Source organism: Allopontixanthobacter confluentis (assembly GCF_009827615.1).
Classification (GTDB): domain Bacteria; phylum Pseudomonadota; class Alphaproteobacteria; order Sphingomonadales; family Sphingomonadaceae; genus Allopontixanthobacter; species Allopontixanthobacter confluentis.
Genome location: NZ_WTYU01000001.1, coordinates 188,003 through 212,629, shown reverse-complemented (window position 1 = coordinate 212,629; position 24,627 = coordinate 188,003). Strand labels below are relative to the sequence as shown.

The following is a 24,627-nucleotide window of genomic DNA, read 5'->3' as shown; positions in this document are numbered from 1 at the left end:
TAATAGTTTCAACTAGTCAAACGCTTGCCGGCGCAAACGTGATCGTCTGCGCTCACGCTGGGTCACGCGGCAAGAAGCGATGCCCTGGACATTGATACCTTGGTTTCGCCGGAGAGCAGGCGCAGAAGGACAGTTACGCGGTCATTGGCAGAAATGCCGGTCAAGGTGCCGCAAAGATCATCAAAGGGTCCGCCAATGATCCGGACGTTGGCACCTTCCTTCAAACCATCATTGACCCTAATACGCTCGTCGGTGCTAGCTTGCGCCGTGAGCTGCTCGATGAAACCCTCAGGCAGCGCTGCGGGCTGGTGGCCAAATGTGACTAAGCGGATCACACCGATGGTACCGTTGATTGAGTGCCAACCCTGAATCGCAGGATCGATGCCGACAAAGACATAACCTGGAAAAAGCGGCTCTTTCACGGTCAGAGTACGCCCCCTCAAGCGCCTGAAGCGTTTCACTCGCGGGCACAGCACCGAATAGTCCTGGCGCTGCAAATGCATAAGCGCGAGCTCTTCCTGGCGCGGCTTGACCTGCGCTGCAAACCACTGAGTGAGTGACTGAGACGGCTGTTTTATGCTCATGGCCGGCACCAAATTGCAGGCAAAAGAGGTCCGGCGGCGCCATTTTTGGCGGCACGCCTTATTGATGCATGGTTTTTCCAGTGCGACCTGAAGGGCTCCAGCAAAAGACGTGCAAAGGGCATGGACGGATCGTGGGTAAACGCCATTTGCTTACTTCGCGCCAAATCCGGACAGGACAACGCGCAGCGTTCTTAGCGCAATCACGATGTCCAGCCAGTACGACAAATTCTTGATGTAGTAAAAATCAAACTGAAGCTTTTCAGTGACTTCGTCCAAAGAGGCGACGTGCCCCTGATTGACCTGAGCCCATCCCGTGATGCCTGGCCGGACGATATGCCGGTAGCGATAGAAGGGGATCTCCGCCTCATACCAGGATGAAAGGCTCACAGCTTCGGGACGCGGGCCGATCCAACTCATTTGGCCGAGCAGTATATTATAGATCTGCGGCAATTCGTCGAGACGCGATTTTCGCAAAAATTTGCCAACCCTAGTAATACGTGCATCATCATTTTGAGTGATCGACTCCTGCCGATCGCCGTCATTGTGCGTTTCGGTCATTGTGCGAAACTTTACAACTTTGAACGGTTGGCCACGAAAACCCATCCGTCGTTGGAAAAACAAGACAGAGCCACCGCCGTCGACCTTGATAGCCGCAGCGCAAATGGCCAAGAGCGGCAAGGCAATTGGGAATGCCAGCACGCAAAAGCACAAATCCACCAGGCGCTTGATCTTCTGGTAGGCGATGCTTGGTACCAGCGAGCCAAAGCCATTTTCCGAGAGATGATTTATCTGGACCTTTCCGGTCTCCGCTTCCCAAGCCTGCTTGTAGTGGTAAATCCCCCGACCAGAAATTGCAGCTTCCGCTATGAAGCGCTCCCATTCAGGGGCGAGATCGGCATGTAAGTCGGCAATAATGGCACCTGCCGGGATATCTTCGACAGAAGTGGAACTCAAAGTTGCAGTCGGGGTGCGTTCAAGCTGGCGAATGACATCGACCTTACCGCCCGGAACTATCCAGTAAAACAGACCGCTTACCCGGATGTGCAATGTCTCGATTGCATATCGCGCAGCGAGTGTTGCGAAAAAGCAAAAGAGTAGGATCTGGTTGGAATATTCAGCTCGAAGGAAAAGAATTATTGCCAACGCAGCCCCATAAAAAGATGCTAACACCGGAAAAATCGACCCAGCCACAGCTGTGCCTGGATACAGCCGAAAACGCCTCAGAACGACAGCTGTTCCAAGCGCGCTAAGAGCCGCGCAAATAAAAGAGTTGTATGTAGTGACGCTTTCGGTAGCATTTTGATCGAGGCCCAGTAGCGGAATCAATCTCACTGGCCCGACGCCGACAGCCAAACTGGCGGGCAAAATGACGCCGCAGAGCATTACGAAGACAAGCTCAAACCGCAGCGTATGGAATACACTGCGTCCAATTGTGACGTGCGGAACGGATGCCAGAAACACTGGTGCCTCGAAGGTAAAGGTTTAAAAGGGTGCGACCCGCTTTTATAAAGTTCGACAGAAAATCCCTAGGCAAGGCCTGAAATAATCATCAGCGCCCTAAGCAAATAAGAATTTAATAAGCAAGGAAAAAATTTTCGCAGGCGTGTGCCTCTTAGGGCGTCTGGCTGGCCTATCTAGTTCAAAGATGACTTTGGCTTTGAAACGCCTAAAATTTAAAATTTGGCTGCCTCGCATTTGTGCGCTTCGCATTTTGGCGTCAAATCGCATGGAGATGCGGCAATGAAATTCTGCAGGGGACGACATGAACGGTTCAATGGAAAAGCAAGAAGTAAATCCGCACTTAGCTCGAGCGGTGATTATTAAATCTGCGCCAGATGGTCAGTACGGGGCCCTAGTAGGTTGAAAGGCTGACGATTTGCATGATCGGATCATCCTGCGCATGGAATCGGTCAGAAAACCGCCTCCGCATGTCCCTGAAGATGTCGATCAGTCAGTATTTGTTTTGGACAAAAATCAGGTCGTGCAACTTGGGTATTACCTATTCAAGGTATCGGGCCAAAGCCTGCCAACACAAAAGCGTTCTTGGCTGCGTAAGCTATTTGAAGCATAGAGATTTTCTGTTAGATCAATCTTCAGTCCCAAGCTTGCTTTCATTATTTTTGCGATTGAGTGATCCAGCGCATGCGCGGAGCCATGTCGTAACCAATAGGAAAATTCACTATTACCTATTTTGATACCTTTGCGCAGCGATGCAGGCGGCATGCTCCATCTATTTTGGCAGTGATCCTGGTAATGACATTTCTGATGGGCGGGGGATCACGAGGCGATATAGCAAGCCTGCCCTTCCTGAGATTTCTATCTGCGTGCGCAATTGGCGTCGCCATCCTTCTGCTTTCAAAAAGTGACCTTTCGCAGGTGAAGATTCCTCTTTTCTTGCTGCTAAGCCTTGTTCTTCTGGGATTATTCCAACTGGTTCCTATTCCGCCTGCCTTGTGGACTGGCTTGCCCGGCCGCGAGCCTATCGCGCAGATCGATGCCTTAATCGGGCTTGATGCGTGGCGTCCGGTAAGTTTGTCTCCTGTTCTGACGATGAATGCGGTTGCCTCGCTCACCGCTCCCCTCGCCGCACTTCTCTGGTTTGCGATTGCTCGAAAAACCGACCGAGTTCTGTTGGTTTTTGTTGCGATAGGTGGCGTCTCCGCTTTGCTTGGGATAATTCAGCTATTTGCTGATCCACAGAGCGGTGTTTTTCTGTATCGCATTACCAATTCGGGAAGCGCGGTTGGGCTCTTCGCAAATCGAAATCACCAGGGAGTATTCTTGGCGTGCTGTGTGATGATCAGTCTCTACCTTGTTCAACGCACTCCGGCGTCTGATAGAAACCCGAATTCGCTTTATTTTGGCGGCGCTGCACTTCTGATGGCGCTTGGAGTGATTGTTACTGCTTCGCGAGCTGGATTAATCACCCTCATATTAGCTATCAGCTTTGCTATCCTAGCCTTGCTCATCAAACGATTTAAGGCGCACAGCCCTTCAACGAGACGGCAGCGCCCGCGCCTTTTTTCGATGGCGCTTATGGCAGCAGTCTTCTTGCTCGGCGTTGTCTTCGTCGTTGCTGAAAGAGTGCCGGCACTATCGCGGCTTATTGAAACGGACGAGTTGAGAGAATTACGCGTCAAAATGGCGCCAATTCTGATCGATTTGACTGCTGATTTTCAGCCGCTTGGATCTGGGCTGGGAACCTTCGAATATGCATACAGAATGAGGGAACCGACCGAGCTTCTGGCGCCATCCTATGTGAATGAAGCGCATAATGACTGGATGCAGTTTCCTATCGAGGGTGGCGCATTCGCTTTCGTCATCATTGGCTTGGGCATCGCTTTTGTGATTTATCGGTCTCTTCAGCTCGCAAAAGATAAGAGCCAGCCCGGCAACCCCATCGACCAGAGCTGGCTGGGGCTAGGTATCCTCATCATATTGGCAGCTGCAAGTGTAGTCGATTACCCGCTTCACGTGCCTTCGGTAATGGCCGTTTCAGTCATTGGTCTTGCAATTTTCGCTCGACCTACTCTAAGGAGCGAATTGGTGGAACCCTCGGATTAATCGATAGAATTAGAATTGCGGCAAGGTTTAGGCCATTTGCGGCGTTACCATCCAGACAGGCTTACTTCATGCAAATCTTCAGAATTGCGATACTTGCCATCGCTGGCATCTCCTTGGCTGCTTGCGCGTCATCGCCAAAACCTATCGCTACAGCGCCAGGCATTCAGTTGGTCGACCTGGATGCCTTGCCATCGCCTGAAGGGGATGGCGGCGCGATAGTGAGGTCTCAGGACACTTTGCGCGTGAGCGTTTTGGGCTTCGCCGATTTGAGCCGCGAACTGAAAGTTGATGCTACCGGCGCTTTCCAGTTTCCGCTCATCGGTTTGATTCAGGCAGATGGCAGAACGCCTATCGCCATCAGTCGCGAAATAGCGCAGCGGCTTGATGGACGTTTTGTAGTGAATCCTGAAGTTACAGTGGATTTGATGGAGCAGCCGGGCCGCGTTATCACGATCGGTGGAGAGGTAAGCCGGCCTGGTCGCTATCCTGTCACTGGTTCCATGACCCTGCTTGAAGTTGTTGCAACTGGCGGCGGCGCAACCGACACGGCACAATTGGATGATGTCCTGATTTTTCGCAAAGCTGAAGGCGAGCGATATATCGGCGTCTATAATCTTGGAGCCATCCAGCGCGGTAACTACGCTGACCCGGTCGTTTTTGCAGGCGATATTGTCCAGGTCGGCAACTCACCGACCCTCAAGCGAATTCAGATGCTAACGGCCCTTTCGCCGCTCCTTACCACCCCCATAATTCTACTCGAACGGTTGTTGAGGTAATGGTTGCTGTGCAGAGAAGTTCGAGGAAAACCGGCTTTCGTGACGAGATGGCTGATGACTACGCGTATGAAGATGCTGGTGCGCGTGAACTAGGCGTCCCAGTTGCTGAACGCGTTTGGCAGACGATCAAAAACAACAAAATTTTGATCGCGGTACTGGTCATATCGAGCCTGCTCATCGGGCTGGTCGCTACGCTGCTTATTACACCCAAATATCAGGCAACTGCTCGTATCGAAATTAGTCGAGTACAGAATAACGTTACGGCTGTAGAAGGCGTTGAGACGCAGGATCAAGTACTGGACGCGCAATATTACGACACTCAATATGAACTTTTAAAGGCCCGCTCGCTTGCCGAGCAGGTCGTTCGCGAACAGAATCTGGCATCAGACGATGCCTTTCTCGAGGCCTATAAGATAGACGTCTTGCCAGCCAATCCAGACAAGGTTCTAGCATCTGTGCTGCTTGCGAACGTCACTATCGTGCCTGTTGGAATGTCCAACTTAGTGGATGTCAAATTTAAGAGTACTGATCGCGCGCTTGCCGCTCGCCTGGCAAATGCCTGGGCTACGGAATATGTTGCCAGCAATCTGAGCCGCCGGTTTGGCGCGACGACAGAAGCACGGCAATTTCTTGAAGGGCGCCTTGAACAATTGCGCCAAAAGCTCGAAGATTCGGAGCGTGAGCTCATAACCTATGCAGCGGATCGTAATCTGTTCACAATCCAAGTGCCTGAGGAAGGTAGCAGTAACACCACTGCGGCCCAGACACTCGTTGCCAGCGATCTTCAGGCATTGAACTCGTCGCTCGCGCAAGCAACTGCTGAGAGAATTGCTGCCCAAAGCGCGCTCGGGGCTGCCAGCACTGCACTTTCGGCAGAAGATGAAGCGACAATTAGGCCGTTGCGCGAGCGCAGGGCAGAGCTTTCAGCAGAGCGTGCGCGCCTGCGGGCGACTGCGGGAGAGGAATATCCTACGGTTAAAGCGCTTACCAATCAGATAGGGCAACTCGAGCGAGAAATCGCAAGAGCCGAAGGCCGATCTGGTAGTGCCGTCCGCGCACGCTATCGACAAGCGGCTGAGACCGAGCAGGGCCTGCGCAACAGGGTCAACGAACTGCGAACCGAATTTGTCGGTCAGCGTCGAGACAGCGTTCAATATAATATCCTTCAGCGTGAAGTGGATACCACTCAGTCGCTCTACAATGCGCTTCTGCAACGCTATCGTGAAATCGGTGTCGCGGGCGTCGGCGAGAATAACATCGCGGTAGTTGACACAGCCGAAGTGCCAGACGTGCCGAGCGAGCCCAACTTGCCGCGCAATCTCTTGCTGTCGCTACTGCTCGGTGTGGCAGCTGCAGGCGGGATTATCCTGCTCCGAGAAAAACTCGACCAGAGTGTGCGCGATCCTGCAGAAGTCCCTGAACTTCTGGGCGTTCCTCTACTTGGTAGCATCCCTCTTGTCAGCGATGGAACCGTCAACGACGCTCTCGATAGCCGCCATTCAGAGCTCTACGAGGCCTATTTCAATCTGTTTACTAACCTCGGATTTCTCTCCGAGGATGGCGTGCCAAAATATATCATGCTGGGAAGCTCCCGGCCTGCCGAAGGCAAGAGCCTTTCCAGCGTTGCTTTGACGAAAATCCTCCACGAGCGGGGGAAACGCGTTTTGCTCCTCGATGGAGATATGCGCAAATCTGGCTTATCCAAATATATGGAAGTCACTGGCGGCAAGGGGCTCAGCAATGTGCTCAGAGGCGAGGAAGACTGGCAGTCAATGGTACAGGTTGCAGCGCCCTTCAAGTTTGATGTCATTCCAGCTGGTCGACAGCCGCCAAATGCAGCCGAGCTCCTGTCCGGGGACCGTTTTGCCGCATTCCTGGAGAAGCTCGGTGATGCCTATGATCACGTTATAATTGATGGGCCTCCTGTGCTTGGTTTAGCGGACGCACCGCTTATTGCCTCGGGTGTGGACGGCGTCGTTATGGTAATCGAAGCCAATCGGGGCAAAATGAGGATGATTTCCCAAGCCCTCGACCGCTTGGAAGCTGGCGGCGGCAAGGTCTTTGGCGCTGTAGTGACCAAACTTGACAAGCGGAACGAGTCTTACGGCTACGGCTATGGCTACGGCTACGGTCATTCCTATGGCGAGAAGAATTCTGCAGACGAAACTGCGTGACAGTAACTAGCGTAATCGTGCGCGGCCTCTTGGCAGCCACCGCTTTTGCAATTGCACCGATCGTTGCCCTTCAGGCGCAAGTGAATGCAGGTGGCTTGGCACCTGGATGGGCGGAAGCATGGAATGGTTTTCGTATGGCCGACATCGCTCTTTCCCAAGCTCACCCTAAAGTGGTTGCGGGACAGCTGAAGATACAGCCGGATGTAGCAGCGCTTGCGGTAGCGCAAAAAGCATATGCGCTCGAACCTTTTGCCAGCAATGCGCATTTCTTACTCAGCCTGAAATCCGAAAAGAACCGCATTAAAGTCCTGGAAGCATCACAGGCCATAGATCAGCGTAACCGGCTCGCAGGCATGGTACTGCTACAGGATGCCCTTCAACGTGACGATCTTCCTGGAATTTTCCCACTCATTGACCGGATGTCGCGGCTAGAACCTGAAATTGCAGCTGAAATTGTCAAGGCATTCACAACAAGCCTCAATTACCCATCCTCGATGTTGCCACTTGCGCAAGCACTTCGAAGTAATCCACCTTGGGCGACGTCCTTTTGGCGAAATGTCCCAGACAGCGACCCAGCGCTTGCTAACTTCATGCAGTTGCGAGGCGAGCTGGCTCCAGCCGTCGATGTGCAGAGTGATACAAACCTTATTCGCGTGCTGGTTACTAAGGAGCGCTTCTCCGAGGCATTTGAAGTGTATCGAAAGGTTCGCCATACTTCGTCGCAAACGAAAGGCCATGTCGATGCTGGTCAATTCCCGCCATTGGATTGGGATTTTGCCAAAGGCCGAGATGCGAACGCCCGGCTCGCTCCATCAGGACAGCTTGATGTATTTGTCGACCAAGGCAGCTCAGGGGACTTAGCCCGAAAATTGGTCATGCTATCGCCTGGGATATATAAGCTGGATGGACGCTTAGAGAAAACACAAGGGTCAGGAAATTTGTCGGCTGAATTGCGTTGCGCGAGCGCTGGAGTGCAAGAAACTCAATGGGAGCGTCAGTTGCTTGGGCAGGAAGTCTCATGGCGTGTTTCCAGCCGAGCATGCCAATTTGCTTGGCTAGAATTGAAGGGGTCGGCGTGGGAAAGCACATTACCTTTGAAGGCGACGATTTTAGGATTTGGCTTCAGTAAAAACTGAAAACTCTCGTTGTACGCTCTGCCGCGTAGTTTGCGGGTTATATCTAAAGGGCTAGCGTGGCCAACGCTCTTTCTGAATCATCCCCCACCAGATGCCCGTAATGGTTCTCGATCATCACCACACTCGTTCCAGAAAGCTGAGCCACTGTAAGGATAGGCAGCCCCGCCCTAATCAAATCGGTAATTACAGAATGCCGGAGAGTGTATGCGGTTGCGGTCGTTGGTAGGTCGGCTGCAAGCACTGCTCGCTTTACAGTTATCTTCCAGGAATCTTTGTTCCACGGGCCTTCATTGAGCCGGTTGAATATTGGATCATCAGGTGATTTGCCCTTGGCTTGCGCAGCTAGGAACTCAGCGGCCGCTGGAGGCAGTCCTATATGGCGTGGGCGGCCGTTTTTGTCTTTACCGATAGTCAATGACCGCGTCCTTGTTTCAAAGTCTTTTACCGTCAGCCCCGCTACTGCCCCCGGCCGCAAAGGCAGGAGGCAAAGCGCGTGAACAAACGGCTTTGCTTCATCATCACAGGCGGCGAGCAAACGCCTTCGTTCCTCACGATCGAGATAAAGCGTGCGCCGCTTATCGGCTCCCTTAAGCGGCTTGAGTGCTTCTTGCCACGCGGCTTCTGTGTTTGGCTTGCCAGGAGAAAGCAATTGGGCAAGCGCCGCGCGGAGTGGAACCATATCGCGGTTCACCGTTGAGGGAGCTCGAGGCTTGGTTCTCTTTTCGCCCCTTTTGTTCCGAGTGAGCAAAGCAGGGGTATCTTCCAATCGCCGGCGCCAGCTAACGAGATGATTACGCCGGAGCTTGTCCAACTTCATCTTCGCTATCGGATCTGAATAGACGGTTAGGTTGAGAATTCCCGCAGCGTTCTGCTTGGTTTCTTCATAGGCTCGGCATGCGTCTCGGACGGTATCAAGCTTACGGGTCGTAACACCGCCGCTCTCGACCGTCTTTGCAAAGGCTTCAGCGTCTTGCTTGGCTTGGACAAAAATCTCGTGCCCAGAGAAAGATGGATAGTCTTTAAGAGCTTTGCGGCGGTTGCGACCAGTATCTGAATCATAGGCTCTGGCGATCCAAGTGCCGCGCCCACCATCTTTTCAGATAATTTGTTTCAGATAATTTTGCTGGGATTATAGCCCTTCCGCGGCGTCTTAATTAGCTCTGGGGTCGGGTCGACATTTGTTTATCCCAAAAGGCACTATTCTCCGAGCGCACGCTTTGGTTTGAGGCTTTTCTTTTGGCGTTATTATACTTGACGTACCCAAGGGTTCGGCTAGGGTGGTTCCAACGAAACGGAGCCTACAATGTCGAACCTTTCCGCCCCTCATTTCCACAACGAAGAAGCAGCCTACGCTTACGTTGAGGCGCGCATTTGGCCGGAAGGCCCGGTCTGCCCGCACTGTGGCGGCGTGGAGCGGATTTCCAAGATGCGGGGCAAGAGCACCCGCGTTGGCGCATATAAGTGCTACCAGTGCCGCAAGCCCTTCACCGTCAAGATTGGCACCATCTTTCAGGACAGCAAGGTTCCGATGCGTGTCTGGCTTCAGGCGATGTATCTGATCGCTGGCAGCAAGAAGGGCATTTCGAGCAACCAGCTTCACCGTACCCTTGGCGTCACCCTCAAGACCGCTTGGTTCATGTCTCACCGCATTCGCGAGGCGATGCGGTCTGGTGGCGATACGATGTTCGGGACAGGCGGCGGCGTGGTCGAAGTGGACGAGACATTTATCGGCAAGCTCAAGGGCGCGCCGGTGAAGCGCGCCTTCCACCACAAGATGAAGGTTTTGGCGCTGGTGGACCGCGACAGCGGACAGGCTCGCACCATGGTAATCGAGAACGTGAACGCCACTACGCTTATGCCAATCGTCCTTGAGAACGTGGCCCGCGAGGCGCGCGTAATGACTGACGAGCACAGCGGCTACCGCGATGTTAAGAACATTTTTGCCGCCCACGGGACTACCAGCCACGGCAAGGGTGAGTATGTGAACCTTGAGGACCGCAGCATCCACAGCAACACGGTTGAAGGCTATTTCAGCATCTTCAAGCGCGGCATGAAGGGCGTCTATCAGTTCTGCGGCGAGCAGCACTTGCATCGCTATCTCGCGGAGTTTGAGTTCCGGTATAACAACCGAGTAGCGTTGGGCTGCAATGACGGTGACCGTGCCGACGCGATGCTCAAGGGCATAGTCGGCAAGCGCCTGACCTACAAAGGAGCTAGTGCGGTCTAATGCCGAAGAAACAGAACTTGGAAACACCGGAGCAACAAAGCGAACGGTTCAAGCAAGAGGCTCAAAGGCTAATCGACGCTGGCGAACTAAGCCCCACCGAGGCCGAAGCCGCGCTCGACGCCCTAATTCGGGATGCTCGGACAAAGCCTTCCGCTTAGCGCAGAAACCCGCCGCCCGACACCTGACGCCCGATATCGTCGCGGCGCAATGCCAGCAAGTTCGGAAGGTTCGCTTGAACAATAGTGTTTGTTAAATTTGCAGAGAACCAAATTCGCGTAGCTTCCATAACATCGCGGCAGAAGAATTCGACATCCAACATGAGCGCAGTTTCGTCGATGCCGCCGTTGTTGCTAAAAACACATCGATGCAATCGCCCTGGTGAATCAGGAGTCGTGAATGCGATATGGTCCCAGCGCGCTTCGTCTCTACGTACTCGCCCGTTGTGAAGAAGTCCGCCTCGGAGTTTGTAGCAGTCCCCTCCTGTAAATTCAGGGTGGTACTGCGCAAGGTTCCTGTCAAACCAGCCAGCGTATTTCCAACCCTTAGACCAGCCCTCTTCTGGGGGTAGTTCTAGCAATGAACAGATATCCGGCAGAGAAAGTGTTACCGCAAGAGCCGCATACCATAGACGGGTATCTAAGGCCCGCTCGATGTCATTTAGAATTATGTCCAGTGGGCCCGCCAATTGACTCATTTGCGGGTGCTACGAAGAAGTTTTTCTGGCCAGATTGCATCCAATCGACAAGATCCCACAGGTCTATCTCCGTATAACTGCACCCACCCTCGTTGTAAGCGCGAACAACGAGCCTGCCGGAACGCACACACCGCCACAACTCTACCGGTAGTCCGTCATCACTCCGAACGCCAGACATCTCACAAATCTTAGTCATGCTCGAAACCCCCCATCGAGGGCGACGAGACGCACCGGCCTGTCACGCGAGGTCATACATACCTCCTGCGCAGTGGGTACGCAATGTATAATAACGCCTTTCTTTTGCGGCAGTCGAGCCATTTCCAGCGGGCAGTTGCTTTGCAACCGAACCTAGAGTGCAGCCGACAAATTCTGAGCTCAAGAGCAGGGCCCGCTTCATCCGAACGAAATCCGCGAAAACTCCCTGAACAGCTTTTGCTTCCACGCCCAGACCTTGCCCAGGAAGCGCGATACATCCCAGCCGCTGTCACCAGATGAGCCAAAAGGCGGCAGGAGTGCAAATTCATGGGACAAGGTCGGGTGTGTGATTAAGCCAAACTTGCCAATCGCTTGTGCTGACGCCACAGACCGAATCATGAAAAAATATCTCTCATGTTCCGCCATGGCGGCATTGGCCGCAGCCGCCCCTGCCTTCCCCGTCGCAGCCCAGACAGAGCGCAGCGCGCCTGTCCAGGTTCAGGTTGACCGCGCCGTGCCCCTGCCCAGCGATACGCCGTGGCCGGGCGGCCCGATCAAGCTGGACATTGACGCAACCGACACACAGCGCGGCATCTATAAAGTTAAACAGACCATTCCGGTGCCCGCAAGCATGCGGACGCTGACGCTGCTGTTTCCTGAATGGCTGCCCGGCAACCATGCCGCGCGTGGCCCGATCAACCTTGTTTCCCGGTTCAACTTCACCGCGAACGGAAAAACGCTGACGTGGATGCGCAACCCGCTGGATGTCTATCAGATCGACGTGATGCTGCCCGAAGGCACGCGCGAAGTGACTGCGGATTTCGTCCACACCAGCCCGATTACCGGTAGCGAAGGCCGTGTCACCATGACGCAGGAAATGCTCAACCTGCAGTGGGAGAAAATGAGCTTTTATCCGGCGGGCCATTATACCCGCCGCATTGCGATTGATCCGACGGTAACATTCCCCGCCGGATGGCAGGTTTATACGGCGTTGGACGGCGCTGGCCGCACTGGCGACACGGTCAGGTGGGACCGCGTCGATTACGAAACGCTGGTGGATTCGCCGATTTTCGCGGGCAAATTTGCCAAGCAGTGGAAGCTTGATCCTGCTGTCAGGCTGGATGTGGTTGCTGACAAGCCATCGCAGCTTGAAATCAAGCCGGAAAATCTCGCAACTTTTGAAAGGCTGGTGGACGAAGCCGATACGCTGTTCGGGGAACGTCACTTCGACCATTACGACATTCTGCTGGCGCTGACTGACCGGATGGGCGGGATCGGCCTGGAACATCAGCGTTCTGCTGAAAACCAGTATGAACCGCAAAGCTTCGTCGAGTGGGACGAAATGGATTGGGACCATAATGTGGTCGCCCATGAACTGGTGCATAGCTGGAACGGCAAATATCGCCGCCCGGCCGACTTGTGGACGCCTGATTATCGCACGCCGATGCAGGATTCGCTGCTGTGGATGTATGAAGGGCAGACCCAGTTCTGGGGCTGGGTGCTGGCTGCACGGTCCGGTTTGCAGAAAAAAGACACGGTTCTTGGCCAATTCGCCAATGCGGTGGCCAATTATTCCGAAGGCCAGCCGGGCCGCGAATGGCGATCGGTTGCTGACACCACCAACGACCCCATCATCAATGCGCGCCGCCCCGTGCCCTATTCCTCGCTCAACCGGTCAGAGGATTATTACGTGGAAGGGGCGCTGACCTGGCTGGAAGCGGACCAGATCATTCGCAAAGGCACAGCGGGCAAAAAAGGTCTGGATGATTTTGCGCGTATTTTTTTCGGCGGAATACCGGGTGATCTTGGCCAGCTGACATATGATTTCGATGAAATCGTCCGCGTTCTGGGCAGCGTTTATGCGTATGACTGGGCAGAGTTTCTGGATACCCGCCTGCGTCAGGCCAATCAGCCTGCGCCGCTCAAGGGCGTTGAAATGGCGGGCTATGCGCTTGTCTGGAAAGACACACCCAACCCCTATAACAAGGGGCGGATGGCTGGTCAGAAATATCTCGACCTGTTTTATTCGCTTGGCGTCAATATCGACAATTCCGGGAAAATCACCTCGACCCGGTGGGACGGGCCTGCCTTTAACGCAGGCATCGTCAACGGTTCGCAGATTATCGCGGTGAACGGCGAAAGCTATTCGAAGGACGGGATGAAAGATGCCATCACTGCCGCGGGCAAGGCTGGCGGCACGGCTGGCGGCGCTTCCAACGCTGCTGCCAGCCCGATCGAGTTGCTGGTGAAGCGCGGTGACCGGTATGATACGATCACCATCGGCTATACCGGCGGCCTGCGCTATCCGTGGCTGGAACCTGCGGGCAAGGGCAATCAGCCGTTCGACCGCTTGCTGGCGGCACGTACCAAGAACTGAAGCATGACAGCCCTGCGCCGCGCTGACGCAGCATGACGCAGGGCTACTTCTTTTGCTGACCATGGGGTTTCGGCCAGTTGGCCCACGGCACCATGGCGGCACCGCGGGATAGCGTGCCATAAAACATAGCGGCGCGTGCTTGAGGCTGGCTGAAAAACCCGCCATAGCCCGCCGCTATGCATGACATCCGTTTTATTCGCGAAAATCCTGAAGCTTTTGATGCCGGACTTGCCCGGCGTGGGGCAGCGCCTGCTGCGGCTGGAATCCTTGACCTTGATGCGCGCCGCCGCGCTGTCACCACGCGCCTGCAGGAAAGCCAGAGCCGCCGGAACGATGCGTCCAAGGCCATCGGACAAGCCATGGGCAAGGGTGACAAGGACACCGCAGAAGCGCTTAAGGCCGAAGTTGCCGAACTGAAGCAGGTCATGCCTGCGCTGGAAGAAGAAGACCGGCAATTGGCGGCTGAGTTGGAAGCCGTGCTGGCTGCCCTCCCCAATCTGCCGGCAGACGATGTGCCGCAGGGCAACGACGAGGCAGACAATGTCGAGCTGGGGAAATGGGGAAGCCCGCGCGACTTCAGCTTCACCCCGAAAGAACATGCTGATCTTGGCCCTGCGCTGGGGCTGGATTTTGAAACGGGTGCCAGTATCGCCGGTGCCCGCTTCACCTTCCTGCGCGGCAGCATGGCCCGCCTGCATCGCGCGCTGGGCCAGTTTATGCTGGACCGGCAAACTGGCCAGAATGGCTATACCGAATGCGCCCCGCCCCTGCTGGTACGTGATGAGGCGGTTTTTGGCACGGGCCAGTTACCCAAATTTGCAGATGACCTGTTCCAGACCACCGATGGCCGCTGGCTGATCCCCACTGCCGAAGTCAGCCTGACCAATGCCGTGCGCGAACAGATTGTGGATGAAGACCGCCTGCCCATCCGCATGGCGGCGCTGACCCAGTGTTTCCGCAGCGAAGCCGGGGCGGCGGGCAAGGACACGCGCGGCTTCATCCGCCAGCACCAGTTTGAAAAGGTGGAACTGGTCAGCGTTGTCCGCCCGGAAGACAGCGATGCCGAACACGAACGGATGCTGAAAGCTGCCCAAGGAGTGCTGGAAGCGCTGGAACTGCCCTATCGCACCATGCTGCTGTGCACCGGCGATATGGGCGCAACCGCGCGCAAGACCTATGATCTGGAAGTGTGGCTGCCGGGCCAGGGCGCCTATCGCGAGATTTCTTCCTGCTCCAACTGCGGTGATTTCCAGGCCCGCCGGATGAATACGCGTTACAAACCGGCCTTGGGCGATGCAGGGGCAAAGAAAACGGAATTTCTGCATACACTTAATGGTTCTGGTCTGGCAGTAGGGCGAACATTGGTTGCCGTGCTGGAAAATTACCAGCAGGAAGATGGCAGCGTAATGGTGCCTAGTGTGTTGCAGCCCTACATGGGCGGGCTGGAACGGCTGACCGCGGAGAATTGATGCGCATTCTGCTGACCAATGATGACGGCATCCACGCACCAGGCCTGGCGGTGCTGGAAGCAATTGCGCGGCAGTTCAGCGATGATATCTGGATTTGCGCGCCAAGCGAGGAACAGTCGGGCGCGGGCCATTCGCTTACGCTGAACAAGCCTGTCCGCCTGCAGAAACATGGCGAACGCCGCTTTTCCGTCACCGGCACGCCGACAGATTCGGTGACGCTTGGCCTGCGCAAGGTGATGGACCTGCGGCCCGACGTTATCCTGTCGGGGGTCAACCACGGTGCCAATCTGGGCGATGACATCACCTATTCAGGCACAGTTTCCGCCGCGATCGAAGGGGCGCTGGCAGGCGTGCGCGCCATTGCCTTCAGCCAGGTTTACACGCGCGAATGGAACGGTGACAGTGCGTTTGATACAGCGCGGGAATGGGGCGCGAAAGTGCTGGCCCCGCTGCTGGACACGCCGCTGCCCGAACGCACATTGGTCAATGTCAATTTCCCGCCTTTGCCGCCCGCATCAGTCAAGGGCATTCGCGCTGTGCGGCAGGGATTTCATGATTATTCGCGCGGCAGCGTAGTGGAAGGGCGCGACCCGCGTGGCCATAAATATTACTGGTTCGGCCTGGAACCCATCGAACATACTTTGGACCACGGGACTGATCTGGAAGCCATCGATGACGGGTATATTTCGGTCACGCCGCTGCAACTGGACCTGACGCATCATACGTCACTTGGCGAAATCGCTCAAAGGTTTGCGCCATGAAGCGAATGGCGCTGGCCCTGTCCGCCCTTATTGTGGCCCCGATAGTGATGGCATCTGCCAATCCTTCGGCCGAGACAGAGCATGTGGTAGAACAAGGCGAAACGCTGGGCGGCATTGCCAATCGCGCGCGGGTGCCCGCAGTGGTTATTGCAGAAGCAAACGGCCTTTCTGCGCCCTACAGGCTGCGTTTTGGTCAGAAACTTGTCATCCCGCGCCAGCGGTCACACACCGTGAAGAACGGGGAAACCGGCTTTGCCATCGCGCTGCGTTACGGCGTTCCATTTGAAAGCATCGCGGTGGCCAACCGGCTGGCACCGCCGTTTGATGTGCGCACGGGCCAGCGGCTGATCATTCCCGCGATCATGGCGGCGCCCAAGGCATCCGCATCCCCCTTGTCCCCCGCATCGGCGTCCTCATCTGCTCGGGCCACTCCGCCAGAACCCTATTTCCGCCAGCCGCACGATGGCAAAGTGCTGCTGGCCTATGCAGTTCGGCCCGATGGCAAGGGGCATGACGGAGTGGATTTTGCGGCCAGGACAGGCGACATGGTGCGGGCTTCATCATCAGGAACCGTGGTGTTTGCCGGCACAGAACCTGTGCGGTTTGGCACTATGGTAATTATCGATCACGGCAATGGCTGGCGCAGCGCCTATGGCCATCTGGCCCGGCTGACCGTGGCAAAGGGTGATGTGGTAAAAGGCGGTGAGCGCATCGGCATCGCCGGAAACAGCGGCGATGCACAGCGGACAGAATTGCACTTTGAAATCCGCAAGGATGGCAAGCCGGTTGACCCTGCTGTAAAAATGGCGGCAAAGCGCGCACGATGACCGACGATAAAAGCCGGGTTCCCGGTGCCGAAGGGCGCACGTTGCAGGGCCCCCGTTACCAGCCGCTTCGGCGCGCGGTGAAAATTCCCGTATGGGGCGATCTAGGCATCAGGCTGGGGATTGCGCTGTTTCTGGTATTCATCGTGGTAATGATCCACTGGGCGGACCGCGGCGGGTTGGTGGATAATCTGGATGGCCAGATCAGCTTTCTCGATGTCGTCTATTTCACCATGATTTCCATCACCACCACCGGTTTTGGCGATATTGCCCCCATCAGTGACCGGGCGCGCATGGTCGAAGCCATCATCGTCACGCCCATTCGTTTTGCGGTGTTCTTCATCTTTGTCGGCACTGCCTATAATTTCATCATCAAACGCAGTTGGGAGAAGTTCCGCATGGCCCATATCCAGGAAAAACTCTCGGACCATATCGTGGTGCTGGGCTATGGCGTCAGCGGATCGGAATCGGTCAGCGAACTGATCCAGCGCGGCACCGATCCGCGCAGCATCGTGGTGATCGACCCATCCGAAGAACGCATTGCCCATGCAGAAGCGCTGGGCTGCAATGTCATGGCAGCCGATGCCACGCGCGATGATACGCTCAACGCCGTGCGCATCAGCGAAGCGCAGACCGTGCTGGTGTCAGCCGGGCGCGACGATACGTCCATCCTGATGGTGCTGACAGTCCGCCATCTGGCGCCCAACGTGCCCATCAGCGTGGTGGTCCGCGCTGATGACAATGAATTCCTCGCCCGTCAGGCAGGCGCGAATAATGTGATCAATCCGGTGCGTTTTACCGGCCTGCTGCTGGCAGGGTCTGCCAAGGGCGCGCATATTGCCGATTATCTGGCCGATCTTGCGTCTGTAACCGGGCGGGTTCAGCTGGTGGAGCGCGAAATAACGGCCGAAGAATGCGGCACATCCATAACAGATCTCAAGACAGGCGGGCGCGGCCTGCGGGTCTATCGCAATGGCGAAGCGCTGGGTTTCTGGGAAGCGGAATGCCAGAGCTTGCAGGCAGGCGACATTGTGGTGGAAATTATCCCGACCGAAAATGGCACCAGAATGGGTGACGGGCAAGGCGACTAGGCCAAAACCGGCATTCAGTCGCCAATTGGCGGCACCGGCAGATAACAGCACATATGGCGTAATGGCGCGCACAGGTGTAGAGGCGCGTCCACCATGGACACAACCACTCTCCCCCCCGCCAAGAAAGTCGGCATGGTCAGCCTCGGCTGTCCCAAGGCTCTGGTCGATTCCGAACGCATCCTGACGCGCCTGCGCGCCGATGGCTATGCGATGAGCCCCGATTATGCGGGCGCCGATGTCGTGCTGGTCAATACCTGCGGCTTCCTCGACAGCGCCAAGGAAGAAAGCCTGGCCGCCATTGGCGAGGCGATTGCCGAAAATGGCCGCGTGATCGTGACCGGCTGCATGGGCGATGAAGCCGACGCCATCCGCGCCGCCCATCCGCAAGTGCTGGCCGTAACTGGCGCGCATCAATATGAAGATGTGGTGGCCGCCGTGCATGAAGCTGCACCGCCCAGCCAGGGCCCCTTCGTCGATTTGATCCCCCAGCCCGATGTCAAGCTGACGCCGCGGCATTACAGCTATCTGAAAATTTCGGAAGGCTGCAACCATTCCTGCTCGTTCTGCATCATCCCCGATCTGCGCGGCAAACTTGCCAGCCGCAGGATCGACGCGGTGCTGCGCGAGGCGGAAAAGCTGGTGGCAGCCGGCACGCGCGAATTGCTGGTCATCAGCCAGGATACCAGCGCCTATGGTGTCGATACACGCCACGACCCGCGCCAGTGGAAGGGCCGCGAAGTGCGCGCCCATATGACCGACCTTGCGCGCGAATTGGGCCAGTTGGACATTGGCGGCGGCGTGCCCCCCTGGGTCCGCCTCCACTACGTTTACCCCTACCCCCATGTCGATGCCGTGATACCGCTGATGGCCGAGGGGCTGCTGACGCCCTATCTCGACATTCCATTCCAGCACGCATCACCCAGCGTCCTGAAACGCATGAAACGCCCTGCCAACGAAGCCAAGGTGCTGGAACGGCTGAAAAACTGGCGGGACATCTGCCCGGATATCGCCGTGCGTTCGTCCTTCGTCGTCGGCTTCCCCGGCGAAACGGAAGAAGATTTCCAATATCTGGTGGACTGGCTGGAAGAAGCCCGGCTGGACCGTGTGGGCGCATTCCGGTTTGAACCTGTTCACGGCGCGCAGGCCAATGCCCTGCCCGACCAGGTGGCAGAGGACATCAAGGAAGAACGCTACGCCCGGTTGATGGAAGTCACCGCGCGGATCAGCGCGGCCAAGCTGGAAGCCAAGGTTGGCCGCACCATGCCCGTGATTATCGACGAGGTCGGCGAAGCGGACGAAGACGGCGACATTGGCGCCACCGGCCGCAGCCAGGCCGATGCGCCCGAGATCGACGGCAATGTCTATCTGCGCAATGTGCCGGATAATCTGGCGCAGGGCGATATTGTCCAGGTGGAAATCGAAGACGCCGATGCGCATGATCTATTCGGGGTAGTGGTTTGAGCCGAAATTTCGCGGCACGGTTCGGCGTCTTGCGCGTTCGCCCTTCATGACCGTAAAAATAACTGCCCATTTCGCTTTCGAAACTGACACCGCGACCGATTTGCTGCTGCAATTCGAAGCAGCCCAGATACCCGAACAGACATTGAACAATGTCGAAACCACCATGACGCAATCTGAACATTGCGCGCGGGTTGCGGCAGAAGATGATATTGGCGAACGGGTCTGGATCCGTTCCGAAGGGCGGTTCGACGTCAATTATTCGGTCGAAGTGGAAGTGAACCGCATGGTTCCCGATATTGCCGGGCTTGATCAGCTGGCCCCGCATGACATGCCCGGCGAGGCTGTGCATTACATGCTGGATTCGCGGTATTGCCCGGCAGACCGGTTCCAGTCTTTCGTCGAAGCGGAATTTGGCGGCACCAGCGGCGGCGCCCGCGTCATCGCCATCCGCCAGTGGATTGCGGATAATTTCACCTATGTTCCCGGCAGTTCCAACGCCAACACCACGGGCGAGGACAGCTTTATCGAACGGCGCGGCATCTGCCGTGATTATGCCCATGTGCTGATCATGCTGGCCCGTGCGTCCACCATCCCTGCACGTTACGTCAGCTGCTTTGCACCCCGCGTAACTCCGCAGGATTTCCATGCTGTTGCCGAAGTTTTTCTGGCCGACCCCACCGTAGATGGCGGCGGCGCGTGGCACATTGTGGATGCAACGGACATGGCAGACCCGGCCCAGACCGTCAAAATCGGCGTGGGACGCGATGCCGCCGATGTAAGCTTCCTGACCAGTTTTGGGCCGAGCAATTTTCTGGAAAAGACTGTCAGCGTCGAAGTCTGCTGAATCTGCCCCCCTGAATCCCCTTTGCCTCACCGGCAAGGCATCAGCCCATCTGATGAATACGATTGCGGCCCGTGGCATGGACATGGCGCGGATGCTAGGACATCACTGTCACTTGCAATAAAAGTTTGCTGACGGGGATTGATGCTGCATGAAATTCACTGCTGACCGCCTGTTACTTTTCGGGGCAACCGGGGATCTTTCACAGCGTATGCTGCTGCCATCGCTATGCGCGCTGGATGCTGATGAATTGCTGGACCCGGCGCTGCGCATCATTGGCACGGCCCGGTCGGAAATGTCCGATGCCCAATTTCAGGATTTTGCGCGTGAGGCACTGGAAAAATTCCTGCCTGCAGACCGGCGCGGCGGTATGGCCAGCTTCCTCAAGCGGCTGAGTTACCAGACGCTGGATGCGACAACGCTGGACGGGTTTGACGCGCTGGCGGAAAAAGTGGGCGAACCCAGCAAGGGCCTGGCCATTTTCCTGTCCACTGCCCCCAGCCTGTTCGAACCCACCATTGCCGGCTTGCAGCACGCGGGCCTTGCCACCGGCAATGTCCGCATCGGGCTGGAAAAGCCGCTCGGCACTGATCTTGGCTCCAGCCAGGAAATCAATGACGCGGTAGCTTCGGCATTTTCGGAAGACCGCATTTTCCGCATTGACCATTATCTGGGCAAGGAAACGGTGCAGAACCTGCTGGCGCTGCGGTTTGCTAACATCCTGTTCGAACCGCTGTGGAATGCAGCCCATATCGACCATGTGCAGATTACCGTTGCCGAAACTGTCGGGCTGGAAGGCCGGGTCGCCTTTTATGACGATGCCGGCGCGCTGCGCGATATGGTGCAGAACCACATGCTGCAATTGCTGGCCTTGGTGGCAATGGAACCGCCGGGCAGTTTCGATGCGACCGCGGTGCGCGATGAAAAGGTCAAGGTTCTGCGATCCTTGCGCAAGGTAGAAGAAAGCCAGACCGTGACCGGCCAATATCGCGCCGGTGCCATCGGCGGCAAGGCGGTCCCCGGTTATGACGAGGAACTGGGCAAGGCTTCCACCACCGAAACATTCGTGGCGATCAAGGCCCATGTCGATAACTGGCGCTGGAAGGGCGTGCCCTTTTACCTGCGCACCGGCAAACGCTTGCCGGAACGCGTGACCGAAATTGTCGTGCAGTTCCGCTGTGTCCCGCATTCCATATTTGCCGACAAGGGCGCAAAAATGACGCCCAACCGGTTGGTGATCGGTATCCAGCCCAAGGAAAACATCAGCCTGTCGCTGATGGCCAAAGTGCCCGGCCTTGACCGTGAAGGCATTCGCCTGCGCAGTGTGCCGCTGGATATTGCCATGCCCGATGCCTTTACCGGCACGCACCGGCGGATTGCCTATGAACGGCTGCTGCTGGACCTGATCGAAGGCGACCAGACCCTGTTTGTCCGCCGCGATGAAGTGGAAGCGCAGTGGGAATGGATCGATGCCATTCGCGCATTGTGGGATGCCCAGTCACTGGAACCCAAAACCTATACTTCGGGCAGCTGGGGGCCGAGCGCATCGATTGCCCTGGCGGAACGCGACGGCGTCACTTGGCATGAATGAGGGCATGAATGAGGGCACGAAAAATGGGCATGAATGATCGGCTGAAAGAAAAGTCATGAGCACATTGAACAGCACGGTTGAGCGCGTTACGCAGCGGATCATCGAACGATCGAAAGACACGCGAAAACGCTATCTCGATTTGATCGCGCACGAGGCGGATCACCAGCCTGATCGCAGCGCCGTTTCCTGTTCCAACCTTGCCCATGCCTATGCCGGCGCGCTGGAAGACCAGCAGGCGCTGAAAACGGGGCGCGGGCCGAATATCGGCATCGTCACATCCTATAATGACATGCTGTCAGCTCATCAGCCCTATGGACGCTATCCCGAACGGCTGAAAATCTACGCCCGCGAAGTGGGCGCCACTGCCCAGGTGGCTGGCGCCACACCGGCCATGTGCGATGGGGTGACGCAGGGCGAAGCAGGGATGGAACTGTCGCTGTTCAGCCGCGATGTGATTGCGCTCAGCACTGGCGTCGCCCTCAGCCATGCGATGTATGATGGCACATTGCTGCTGGGAATTTGCGACAAAATCGTACCGGGACTGGTAATCGGCGCGCTGCAATTCGGGCATTTGCCAGCCATTTTCGTACCGAGCGGCCCCATGCCGTCCGGCATTGCGAACAAGGAAAAACAGCGCGTCCGCCAGCTTTACGCCGAAGGCAAGGTAGGCCGCGACGAATTGCTGGAAAGCGAAAGCGCCAGCTATCATTCGCCCGGCACCTGCACATTTTATGGCACGGCCAATTCCAATCAGATGATGATGGAACTGATGGGCCTTCATATCCCGGGCGCCGCATTTGTGCAGCCGGGCACAAAATTGCGCCAGGCGCTGGACCGCGAAGCTGTCCACCGGGTGGCTGCCATTGGCAAGGATGGCAATGATTACCGCCCGTTTGGCCGCTGTGTGGATGAAAAGGCCATCGTCAATGCGGTGGTTGGCTTGCTGGCCACTGGCGGATCGACCAACCATGCCATCCACATTCCCGCCATGGCGCGCGCTGCCGGAGTGCAGATCGACTGGACCGATTTTTCCGAACTGTCCGCCGTGGTGCCGCTGCTGGCGCGGGTTTATCCCAACGGGTCAGGCGATGTGAACCATTTCCACACCGCCGGCGGTATCGGCTATGTCATTGGCGAATTGCTGGATGCAGGCCTTGCCCACCGCGACATCATGACTGTCAGCGGCGCTGATCTGGGCCAATATGCGCAGGAACCCGGGCTTGATGGTGACAGTCTTACATGGCGGCCCATCGGCAGCAGCGCGGATGACACCATGCTGCGCCCGGTCGCCACGCCGTTCCTGCCTGATGGCGGGATGCGCCTGGTGGAAGGCAACCTTGGCCGCGCCATTTTCAAAACCAGCGCGGTCGGGCCCGAACGCTATACAATCGAAGCACCATGCCGGGTGTTTTCGACCCAGCACGCTGTGGCACAGGCGTTTGCCAATGGCGAATTGGACCGCGATGTCATCGTCGTGGTGCGGTTCCAGGGTCCACGCGCCAACGGCATGCCGGAACTCCACGCGCTGACCCCGCCGCTGGGCGTGTTGCAGGACCGTGGTTACAAGGTGGCACTGGTTACAGACGGGCGCATGTCCGGTGCCAGCGGCAAGGTGCCAGCGGCCATCCATTGCACGCCGGAAGCCTTGGGCGGCGGACCCTTGGCCTGTTTGCAGGATGGCGACATTGTGCGGCTGTGCGCGGTGGATGGCACGCTTTCCACCACGGCTGATCTGGCTAGCCGAACGCCTGCCACAGCACCGCTGCCAGCCACAGGAACGGGCCGCGAAATTTACGGCATGTTCCGCGCCGGTGCTGACGAGGCGGAAAAAGGCGGGTCAGCCATGCTTGCTGCGGCAGGCTATTGAAAGGAACAGTCGGATGGATCTGGTAACAGTCGATATCGGCGGGACACACGCGCGGTTTGCCATTGCCACGGTGGCCGATGATGGATCCATCGCGCTGTCCGAGCCAGTGACGCTGCACACTGATGATCACGCCAGTTTCCAGACCGCCTGGGAAGATTTTCGGCGATTGAACGGCGGTACTCTGCCCCCGCGTGTGGCCATGGCGATTGCCGGGCCGGTTGGCGGCGATGTCATCCGTTTCACCAACAATCCGTGGATTATCCGCCCGCGCCTAGTGAAGGAAAAGCTGGGCGTTGAACAATTTACCATCGTCAATGATTTTGAAGCAGTGGCCCATGCCGTGGCCCGCGCTGATGAAAGCCAGTTTCTTCATCTGGCAGGGCCAGACCAGCCACTGGCGGACAATGGTACAATCAGCGTGCTTGGCCCCGGCACCGGGCTGGGCGTAGCGCATTTATGGCGCGGCGACGGGCAATACAGGGTGCAGGCGACCGAAGGGGGCCACATCGATTTTGCGCCGCTCGACACGATTGAGGATGCAATTCTGGCCCGCTTGCGCAAACGCCACAACCGCGTGTCGGTGGAACGGGTGGTGGCCGGCCCGGCCATCAGCGATATTTACGAGACATTGGCGGCGATGGAAAAACGCGCCGTCAGCCAGCGTGACGACATTGAAATCTGGACGCAGGGCATGGCCGGAACAGACAGCCTTGCGGCGGCCGCCGTTGACCGTTTCTGCCTGTCGCTGGGCAGTGTGGCGGGCGATATTGCGCTGGCACAAGGCGGTTTTGGCGGCGTGGTGGTTGCTGGCGGGCTTGGTTACAGGCTGCGCGATACGCTGCTGAAATCAGGGTTTGCCCAGCGTTTTACGGCCAAGGGCCGGTTTGAAAGCCTGATGGCCGCCATTCCGGTCAAGCTGATTGTCCATCCGCAGCCAGGCTTGTTTGGCGCTGCTGCTGCGTTTTGCCGCGAACATAATTGAGGAAGATATCACC

General features: G+C 56.8%; 20 protein-coding genes. 15 read left to right on the top strand and 5 right to left on the bottom strand.

Going from position 1 to position 24,627, the window contains the following annotated elements:
* Positions 1–62 precede the first annotated feature (62 nt).
* Positions 63–584, bottom strand: a complete 522-nt coding sequence (gene nusG / locus GRI44_RS00935) for a transcription termination/antitermination protein NusG (RefSeq protein WP_160599432.1) — start codon at positions 582–584, stop codon at positions 63–65.
* A gap of 150 nt (positions 585–734) precedes the next feature.
* Entirely contained in the window at positions 735–2,045 is a 1,311-nt protein-coding gene (locus GRI44_RS00930; RefSeq protein ID WP_160599431.1) for a sugar transferase, read from the bottom strand.
* A gap of 792 nt (positions 2,046–2,837) precedes the next feature.
* On the opposite strand from GRI44_RS00930, the gene GRI44_RS00925 reads away from it, so the two are divergent.
* The 4 genes from GRI44_RS00925 to GRI44_RS00910 all read left to right on the top strand — a co-directional run bounded on the left by GRI44_RS00925 (position 2,838) and on the right by GRI44_RS00910 (position 8,234).
* A complete protein-coding gene (locus GRI44_RS00925) occupies positions 2,838–4,148 on the top strand; it encodes an O-antigen ligase family protein (RefSeq protein WP_160599430.1) in 1,311 nt (436 codons plus the stop codon).
* 68 nt (positions 4,149–4,216) lie between these two features.
* On the top strand, positions 4,217–4,924 hold the full coding sequence (locus GRI44_RS00920) for a polysaccharide biosynthesis/export family protein (protein WP_160599429.1): 708 nt from the start codon (positions 4,217–4,219) through the stop codon (positions 4,922–4,924).
* Positions 4,925–4,971: 47 nt separating this feature from the next.
* On the top strand, positions 4,972–7,098 hold the full coding sequence (locus GRI44_RS00915) for a GumC family protein (RefSeq protein WP_160599428.1): 2,127 nt from the start codon (positions 4,972–4,974) through the stop codon (positions 7,096–7,098).
* A complete protein-coding gene (locus GRI44_RS00910; RefSeq protein WP_160599427.1) occupies positions 7,095–8,234 on the top strand; it encodes a hypothetical protein in 1,140 nt (379 codons plus the stop codon). Before GRI44_RS00915 ends, GRI44_RS00910 begins: the two co-directional genes overlap by 4 nt.
* 43 nt (positions 8,235–8,277) lie before the next feature.
* Here GRI44_RS00910 and GRI44_RS13925 read toward each other — a convergent pair whose 3' ends face one another.
* A complete protein-coding gene (locus GRI44_RS13925; RefSeq protein WP_232842938.1) occupies positions 8,278–8,913 on the bottom strand; it encodes a tyrosine-type recombinase/integrase in 636 nt (211 codons plus the stop codon).
* 624 nt (positions 8,914–9,537) lie between these two features.
* Between GRI44_RS13925 and GRI44_RS00900 the strand changes: the two genes are divergently transcribed.
* Positions 9,538–10,461 carry an IS1595 family transposase gene (locus tag GRI44_RS00900; RefSeq protein WP_160599426.1) on the top strand — a complete coding sequence of 308 codons (924 nt, stop codon included), beginning with the start codon at positions 9,538–9,540 and terminating at the stop codon, positions 10,459–10,461.
* 154 nt (positions 10,462–10,615) lie between these two features.
* Here GRI44_RS00900 and GRI44_RS00895 read toward each other — a convergent pair whose 3' ends face one another.
* Complete coding sequence (locus tag GRI44_RS00895) at positions 10,616–11,155, bottom strand: hypothetical protein (protein WP_160599425.1); 540 nt, start codon at positions 11,153–11,155, stop codon at positions 10,616–10,618.
* 393 nt (positions 11,156–11,548) lie between these two features.
* The gene (locus GRI44_RS00890) at positions 11,549–11,749 is read right to left on the bottom strand and encodes a hypothetical protein (protein WP_160599424.1); all 201 of its coding nucleotides are present in this window, start codon (positions 11,747–11,749) and stop codon (positions 11,549–11,551) included.
* Here GRI44_RS00890 and GRI44_RS00885 point away from each other — a divergent pair.
* From GRI44_RS00885 to glk, 10 genes are all read left to right on the top strand, one after another.
* Complete coding sequence (locus tag GRI44_RS00885; RefSeq protein WP_232842937.1) at positions 11,748–13,727, top strand: M61 family metallopeptidase; 1,980 nt, start codon at positions 11,748–11,750, stop codon at positions 13,725–13,727. The two genes, GRI44_RS00890 and GRI44_RS00885, sit on opposite strands and share 2 nt — an antisense overlap.
* A gap of 176 nt (positions 13,728–13,903) precedes the next feature.
* Positions 13,904–15,196, top strand: a complete 1,293-nt coding sequence (gene serS, locus GRI44_RS00880) for a serine--tRNA ligase (protein WP_160599423.1) — start codon at positions 13,904–13,906, stop codon at positions 15,194–15,196.
* Positions 15,196–15,957: a 5'/3'-nucleotidase SurE gene (surE, locus tag GRI44_RS00875; RefSeq protein WP_160599422.1), complete on the top strand. Its 762-nt coding sequence runs from the start codon at positions 15,196–15,198 to the stop codon at positions 15,955–15,957. The genes serS and surE overlap by 1 nt, the downstream gene beginning before the upstream one ends.
* Positions 15,954–16,784, top strand: a complete 831-nt coding sequence (locus tag GRI44_RS00870; RefSeq protein WP_160599421.1) for a M23 family metallopeptidase — start codon at positions 15,954–15,956, stop codon at positions 16,782–16,784. The genes surE and GRI44_RS00870 overlap by 4 nt, the downstream gene beginning before the upstream one ends.
* A complete protein-coding gene (locus tag GRI44_RS00865) occupies positions 16,781–17,872 on the top strand; it encodes a potassium channel family protein (RefSeq protein ID WP_160599420.1) in 1,092 nt (363 codons plus the stop codon). The genes GRI44_RS00870 and GRI44_RS00865 overlap by 4 nt, the downstream gene beginning before the upstream one ends.
* Positions 17,873–17,965: 93 nt before the next feature.
* Positions 17,966–19,333 (top strand): 30S ribosomal protein S12 methylthiotransferase RimO, encoded by a 1,368-nt coding sequence (gene rimO, locus GRI44_RS00860; RefSeq protein ID WP_160599419.1) that lies wholly within the window; start codon positions 17,966–17,968, stop codon positions 19,331–19,333.
* 46 nt (positions 19,334–19,379) lie between these two features.
* Positions 19,380–20,177 (top strand): transglutaminase-like domain-containing protein, encoded by a 798-nt coding sequence (locus GRI44_RS00855; protein WP_160599418.1) that lies wholly within the window; start codon positions 19,380–19,382, stop codon positions 20,175–20,177.
* A 148-nt stretch (positions 20,178–20,325) separates the two neighbouring features.
* The gene (gene zwf / locus GRI44_RS00850; RefSeq protein ID WP_160599417.1) at positions 20,326–21,765 is read left to right on the top strand and encodes a glucose-6-phosphate dehydrogenase; all 1,440 of its coding nucleotides are present in this window, start codon (positions 20,326–20,328) and stop codon (positions 21,763–21,765) included.
* 55 nt (positions 21,766–21,820) lie between these two features.
* Positions 21,821–23,632, top strand: a complete 1,812-nt coding sequence (gene edd, locus GRI44_RS00845) for a phosphogluconate dehydratase (protein ID WP_160599416.1) — start codon at positions 21,821–21,823, stop codon at positions 23,630–23,632.
* Between the two features lie 13 nt (positions 23,633–23,645).
* A complete protein-coding gene (gene glk, locus GRI44_RS00840; RefSeq protein WP_160599415.1) occupies positions 23,646–24,614 on the top strand; it encodes a glucokinase in 969 nt (322 codons plus the stop codon).
* The last annotated feature ends 13 nt before the right edge of the window (positions 24,615–24,627 follow it).

Bases quoted from the DNA above. Each gene is read 5' to 3' on its own strand.
- rimO (WP_160599419.1), top strand. From the start codon at position 17,966: ATGGACACAACCACTCTCCCCCCCGCCAAGAAAGTCGGCATGGTCAGC.
- GRI44_RS00890 (WP_160599424.1), bottom strand. From the start codon at position 11,749: ATGATTCGGTCTGTGGCGTCAGCACAAGCGATTGGCAAGTTTGGCTTA.
- surE (WP_160599422.1), top strand. From the start codon at position 15,196: ATGCGCATTCTGCTGACCAATGATGACGGCATCCACGCACCAGGCCTG.
- GRI44_RS00915 (WP_160599428.1), top strand. From the start codon at position 4,972: ATGGCTGATGACTACGCGTATGAAGATGCTGGTGCGCGTGAACTAGGC.
- GRI44_RS00855 (WP_160599418.1), top strand. From the start codon at position 19,380: ATGACCGTAAAAATAACTGCCCATTTCGCTTTCGAAACTGACACCGCG.
- glk (WP_160599415.1), top strand. From the start codon at position 23,646: ATGGATCTGGTAACAGTCGATATCGGCGGGACACACGCGCGGTTTGCC.
- serS (WP_160599423.1), top strand. From the start codon at position 13,904: ATGCATGACATCCGTTTTATTCGCGAAAATCCTGAAGCTTTTGATGCC.
- GRI44_RS00895 (WP_160599425.1), bottom strand. From the start codon at position 11,155: ATGAGTCAATTGGCGGGCCCACTGGACATAATTCTAAATGACATCGAG.
- nusG (WP_160599432.1), bottom strand. From the start codon at position 584: ATGAGCATAAAACAGCCGTCTCAGTCACTCACTCAGTGGTTTGCAGCG.
- GRI44_RS00925 (WP_160599430.1), top strand. From the start codon at position 2,838: ATGACATTTCTGATGGGCGGGGGATCACGAGGCGATATAGCAAGCCTG.
- GRI44_RS00900 (WP_160599426.1), top strand. From the start codon at position 9,538: ATGTCGAACCTTTCCGCCCCTCATTTCCACAACGAAGAAGCAGCCTAC.
- edd (WP_160599416.1), top strand. From the start codon at position 21,821: ATGAGCACATTGAACAGCACGGTTGAGCGCGTTACGCAGCGGATCATC.
- GRI44_RS13925 (WP_232842938.1), bottom strand. From the start codon at position 8,913: ATGGTTCCACTCCGCGCGGCGCTTGCCCAATTGCTTTCTCCTGGCAAG.
- GRI44_RS00885 (WP_232842937.1), top strand. From the start codon at position 11,748: ATGAAAAAATATCTCTCATGTTCCGCCATGGCGGCATTGGCCGCAGCC.
- GRI44_RS00870 (WP_160599421.1), top strand. From the start codon at position 15,954: ATGAAGCGAATGGCGCTGGCCCTGTCCGCCCTTATTGTGGCCCCGATA.
- zwf (WP_160599417.1), top strand. From the start codon at position 20,326: ATGAAATTCACTGCTGACCGCCTGTTACTTTTCGGGGCAACCGGGGAT.
- GRI44_RS00865 (WP_160599420.1), top strand. From the start codon at position 16,781: ATGACCGACGATAAAAGCCGGGTTCCCGGTGCCGAAGGGCGCACGTTG.
- GRI44_RS00920 (WP_160599429.1), top strand. From the start codon at position 4,217: ATGCAAATCTTCAGAATTGCGATACTTGCCATCGCTGGCATCTCCTTG.